Annotated in this window: 4 protein-coding genes; 1 reads left to right on the top strand and 3 read right to left on the bottom strand. The window is 37.9% G+C overall.

What is annotated here, in order from left to right; all coding sequences use genetic code 11:
• Window positions 1–180: T9SS type A sorting domain-containing protein (locus tag ABFR62_12760; GenBank protein ID MEN8139294.1), on the top strand; the 180-nt coding region annotated here is incomplete at its 5' end.
• A gap of 571 nt (window positions 181–751) precedes the next feature.
• Here the strand turns inward: ABFR62_12760 and fucP are convergent.
• From fucP to ABFR62_12745, 3 genes are all read right to left on the bottom strand, one after another.
• Entirely contained in the window at window positions 752–2,197 is a 1,446-nt protein-coding gene (fucP, locus tag ABFR62_12755; GenBank protein ID MEN8139293.1) for an L-fucose:H+ symporter permease, read from the bottom strand.
• Window positions 2,198–2,275: 78 nt separating this feature from the next.
• Window positions 2,276–3,520 (bottom strand): DUF6786 family protein, encoded by a 1,245-nt coding sequence (locus tag ABFR62_12750; GenBank protein MEN8139292.1) that lies wholly within the window; start codon window positions 3,518–3,520, stop codon window positions 2,276–2,278.
• 130 nt (window positions 3,521–3,650) lie between these two features.
• Window positions 3,651–5,441 (bottom strand): L-fucose isomerase, encoded by a 1,791-nt coding sequence (locus tag ABFR62_12745; protein ID MEN8139291.1) that lies wholly within the window; start codon window positions 5,439–5,441, stop codon window positions 3,651–3,653.
• Window positions 5,442–5,447 lie beyond the last annotated feature (6 nt).

The raw sequence follows: 5,447 nt of genomic DNA, 5'->3' as shown, positions 1-5,447 counted from the left end.
TCCATATCTGCAAAAGAGTTTTCTTCAATAGAAATGTTCAATACTCTTGGACAATCGGTTCTTATACTTGAAGGTGGTAAAGATATACAGGTAAATACATCAGAATTTAATAAAGGTATTTACTTAGTTAGATTTTCTAATAAAGATACTGCTGTTACGAAAAGACTAGTGATAGAATAGCTTTAGTAAATAGTCCTTTTATATTAGGATCGAACAGAATAAAGTGCTTTGATTATAAATAATCAAAGCACTTTTTTATTGACTCTAAGTCGTTTGCAGCTGAGAAAGTTTCAACTAATTGCTTGCTAAGCTTGTGGAAGTAAAAGAGGAGTCGATTAAAAATAATGGGGCTATGTGAAATATTGTGGGTAATTAAAATATTAACGGACATCATTCTGAACGAAGCTTGTCTCGGCTGAGCCGAGAAAGAATCTATAGCAAACAGGCTAAATACATTATTGATTAAATATCTTAGCAAATCACTTCAGGGTTAGTTATCTTAATTAACTTTTCTTTTTTAACCCTACTCCAGCCTTTAAGCTGTTTTTCTCTTACAATAGCTTTATTTATTTTCTATGGACACCCGCGCCACTGATAGAAGTGTTACCCTGAAGCAACAATGCATAATAAACAAAGGCATACATTGGCTTTTTATAAAAAAGACCATTGTATGCCTATTGTGAATATGTATTGGGGCGAAGCGTATAAACGGATAGCAGTTTCCGGCGCCCTAATACTTATCGTTATTTTCTTAAGATTTTGCTAATTCCAATTCTGCTTCTGCCTGTTTCTGCAACTTACGAGCATACATACCATATGCCGCAATAAATAAGAAAGCTACTGCAGGTACCCAAAAAGCAAACTTTATACTTCCCATTGAATCCGATACCATTCCCTGAATCTGAGTTAGGAAAGCTGCTCCGGCAATTGCCATTACCATTCCTGCTCCTCCTATTTTTATATCATCTCCTAGTCCTTCTAGTCCTAATCCATAAATTGTTGGGAACATCAACGACATAAATCCTGAAATTCCAACTAGAGCATAAACTCCTGCATTTCCAGCGCTATAAATTACTATCAATGTAAACAACGATGCCATTAATGAATAAACTACCAACAGAATACGAGGCTTAACAAATTTCATTAAGTAGGTACTGATGAATCTACCTAATACAAATGCTATTAATGACATTATATAGTAAGTAGCTCCTGCTTGCTCAGCGGTACGTGGCAACATAGAATCCATGCCTACTGCCTCCAAAAAGTTATAAAAAGATGCTGCTATTGGCTCTACATTTCGCAATGCATCCATAATTTGTATTTCACTTGCATCTGCTCCAAGACTTTTAATCACTGCATCTAAATTTAATTGATCCATTACATAACGAATAGTAAATGACCATACAGCTATTTGAGCCCCTACATAAAAAAACTGGGCTGTAACTGCCGACACATAGTTCTTGTTTTTTCCAAGACGCTTAAATGTGTCTATAAAATCAAGGTTTTTATCATCCTCCTTTAAATTTGGCATTTTAGTGAAGTAAATCAACAATAGTATAATTACCATCATTGCTCCCATTGCCAAATATGTCATTGTAACCGCATTTAATTCTGTAGCCTGAATTTTAGCTAATTCTTCGGCTGGCATTAAAGCTCGCTCTTCGGCAGTAGACGAAGACAGTTGTGACAGTACAAATATTTGAGATATTACAACTCCGGTAATTGCTCCAAATGGATTAAATGACTGAGAAAGATTCAAACGCTGCGTTGCAGTATCTCTTTCTCCAAATTCTAATACATATGAGTTAGTAGATGTTTCCAAAACAGATAATCCTGCAAAAAGCACGATTATAGCCGTTAGGTAAACAAAGAAACTCAACTCAAGGTTTGTTTCAGAAGTTAACATTGCCGGGTAGAACAAAAACGCTCCCGTAGCATAAAGCCCCAAGCCCATCATAACACCGGCCTTGTATGTGTATTTCTTAATAAATAGTGCTCCCGGAATTGCAAAAAAACCATAACCCAAAAGATAACATGAAATTTGTATCCATGCTGTTTTGGAATCCGACAGGCTCATTATTCGCTTAAATGCTGCGAGCATAGTATCGGTAAGGTTGTTTGGAACCGCCCATGCAAAGAAAAGGGAGGTTAACAGTATATACGGGAATATCCGATTTTTAGGTATTAGATTACTCATAGTTTGTTGTTACTGGTTGCTGATTACAAATTGCAGGTTTATTAAACGTAACCCGCAACATGCAACTTGCAACGATTATTAGAACTGTTTCTTAATTTCTTCAATACTTACTCCCAAAAGTTTCTTTGCAAGAACATCCAATTTCTCTTCACTTCCCTCAAAATGATATGTTCTTTGAGTATGAGTATAACTTTCGCCTGATTTTAATGCCAATGCAGGCGATGAAGATTCTATTTCATAAAATGGTCCCATTTGAGATCCGTCTTCCAATGGTCCGTCGTTATACGAGTTTATCGCATCGCCCGAGAAAGGATCGTCCTGTAATTCCCATGCTGAGTTTACATATTTGCTTTCTTCTTTTGGTAAGATTACCTCAACAATAGTCAGGATTTTGTTTTCGGCATCGTAACTTCCCAAAATTGGCTTTGCTCTTTTGGGAGAAATACCAATTTTACCTCTGCTCTTCCCGTCAGCCTTGAAATAAACAGTAGAGTTTTCTGTTTTTAATCTGTCGGCGGAAACTTTCCCGAAGTAATTATCGTTTACCTCTACTCCCATTTCTTCAACACTACCTTCTTTTACAGGTATTACAACAGTAACCTCAGGTGATGGATTTAACATTCCAAGTAACCATACAGAAAGCATACCACTGTCCTTATCCCATGAATTTTCACCCGTATTAGTAAGTTTATTTACTGTTTCGTAAGCTACCTCCTCTACTCCACTCACATCTACTCCAAGATTTTTTCCAATAATCTCAGAACTCAATAAGTTTACATCTCTGTTTACTTTCAAATCGAACTTTGTCCCTGTGTAATTTTCAAGGCTCATATCTCTTTCGAAAGAAGCAGATTTTTCAGTTTTAGAGATCAACTTAAATGCTTCGGTATCTATCTCTTTTGGAGTAAACCAGTTTTCGAAATCGAAAGAAACTCCTTTTTTAAAGAAAATAGAGAATTGACCACCTTCCGGTCCTAACCAAAAGCGTTCTTCTCCTCCAAAGCCGTTCATGTGCTCCAGTACCTCTCCCGATTTTATAAGATCGTAGTTAATCCAGCCATAAGAGTTTCCTTCATAGCCATTACACGACGAAGTCATTACTCTACCCTGATATTCAGCTACAACAGCAACTTTAGATTTACCGTTTGTCAATTCGATCAAATCGAGATTAGATGCCAGAAATTGACTGTCATAACCGTATGTTCCCTGTTTATATTCTTTTTTCATTTCAGAATTTTCTTTGCTTTCTGCCTTTTTCGAATCCCCGGTATTACAACTGAATAATCCGAATAATAAGATAGCAGAGATAGTTAGTTTGTTCATATATGTTAGTTTGTCGTCATTCCGAGCGAAGTGAAACGCAGTCGAGGAATCCCAAGATTACATCTCAGATCATGAGATTTCTCCATTTCGTTACGCTATCGTTTCACTACAATCGAAATGACGAATTAAATTATGATTTTTTAATCCCATACAACGATCCATAAGCCTCGCAAGCCCTGTAATCCTGACCTTCTTTGTCAGTTCCAAAGGCTGTCCAAGATGCCGGACGAAAAATATCTTCGTCTGCAACATTGTGCATGTTTACAGGAATACGTAGCATTGATGCCAGCGTAATCAAATCGGAACCGATATGTCCGTAAGAGATAGCTCCGTGGTTAGCTCCCCAATTTGCCATTACAGAATAAACATCTTTAAATGCTCCTTCTCCGTTAACTCTTGGTGCAAACCAAGTTGTTGGCCATGTTGGATTTGTACGTTCGTCAAGTATTTTATGTACATCACTGTCAACTTCAACAGTCCATCCTTCAGCAATTTGCAATACAGGTCCAATTCCTTTAACTAAGTTAATTCTACACATTGTAACAGGCATTTCTCCAGCAGTTTTGAACTGAGAAGAATATCCTCCGCCTCTCATATACTCTTTAACTGCCTGAGGCCATTTTGTAGCATCCAAACATTTTTGAGCTTCATCTTTCGAAATTTCCCAGAAAGGTTTCATTGCAGGCTCTCCTGCTTCGTTGCGTTGCTCGGCAGTTGCATCTAACGTAGTAGATCCAGAATTTATCAAGTGGATAATACCATTTGCAGCTTTACCTTCAAGCTCTTTTCCTGTTACTCTTTTTACCGAATCAGGACTCCAGTAAGTACGAACGTCAGAGAAAATCTGAGCCGTGTTTGTCAACAGGTGACCGAATAACATTGATACAGCATTTAAACTGTCGTTTTCTGTAGCAAATACATAAGCCTGACGTATTCCGTTCCAGTCGAATGAGGAATTAAGCATCGCCTCTGTAAAATCGGCATTTGGCATATGATCAGTCCACTGACGCTGTCCCTGAAAACCACCTGCAATAGCATTTCTTCCCAAAGATTCTTCGCCGTAACCCATTTCTTTAAGCTTTGGATTCCCGATCATTAAATCGCGGGTAATCAATGTCATTTTCACAACTATTTCCCACTCCCAATCTTTTCTTGCTTTATCTCCTTTGTATTTTTCGCTGTTGTAATCAACACCTTCTTCACAGTTATTTTTAGTCCAAAGTAGAGCTTTTTCAAACTCATCTTTATCATAAATTTCCTCTTCAATTCTACGAATAACTTCTACCTGATCAACAAACTCGGTACGCATTCCAAGATAGTCGTGGAAGAAATTTTGATCAACCATCGATCCAACAATACCCATTGAAGAGTATCCTAACGATAAATATGATTTACCTTTCATTTGCGCTACAGCCAATGCCGACTTCACAAAACGAAGTACTTTCTCCTTTACATCCTCGTGAATATCAGTATCACCGGCATCCTGTACTTCGTGACCGTAAATACCAAATGTTGGCAATCCTTTTTGAGCATATCCTGCCAAAGCAGCAGCTAAATATACAGCTCCCGGACGCTCAGTTCCGTTGAAACCCCAAACAGCTTTTGGCAAAGTCGGATCTGCATCCATCACCTCTGTCCCATAACACCAAGCAGGAGTTACAGTAAGTGAAACCGCTACACCTTCTTTTCTGAATTTCTCTTCGCTCATTGCGGCCTCAGCCACACCACCGATAGTTGTATCAGATATAACACACTCAACTTTTTCTCCACTCGGAAAACGTAAATTATCTTCGATCAATTTAGCAGCAGCTTTTGCCATTGCCATTGTTTGCTCTTCAAGAGATTCTCTAACACCTCTTTCGCGTCCGTCGATTACCGGACGAATTCCTACTTTTGGTAAGTTTCCTATTAGTCTGTTCATTTTTTT

The organism is Bacteroidota bacterium (assembly GCA_039714315.1).
GTDB lineage: Bacteria > Bacteroidota > Bacteroidia > Flavobacteriales > JADGDT01 > JADGDT01.
This window is presented reverse-complemented; position numbering and strand designations above follow the sequence as displayed.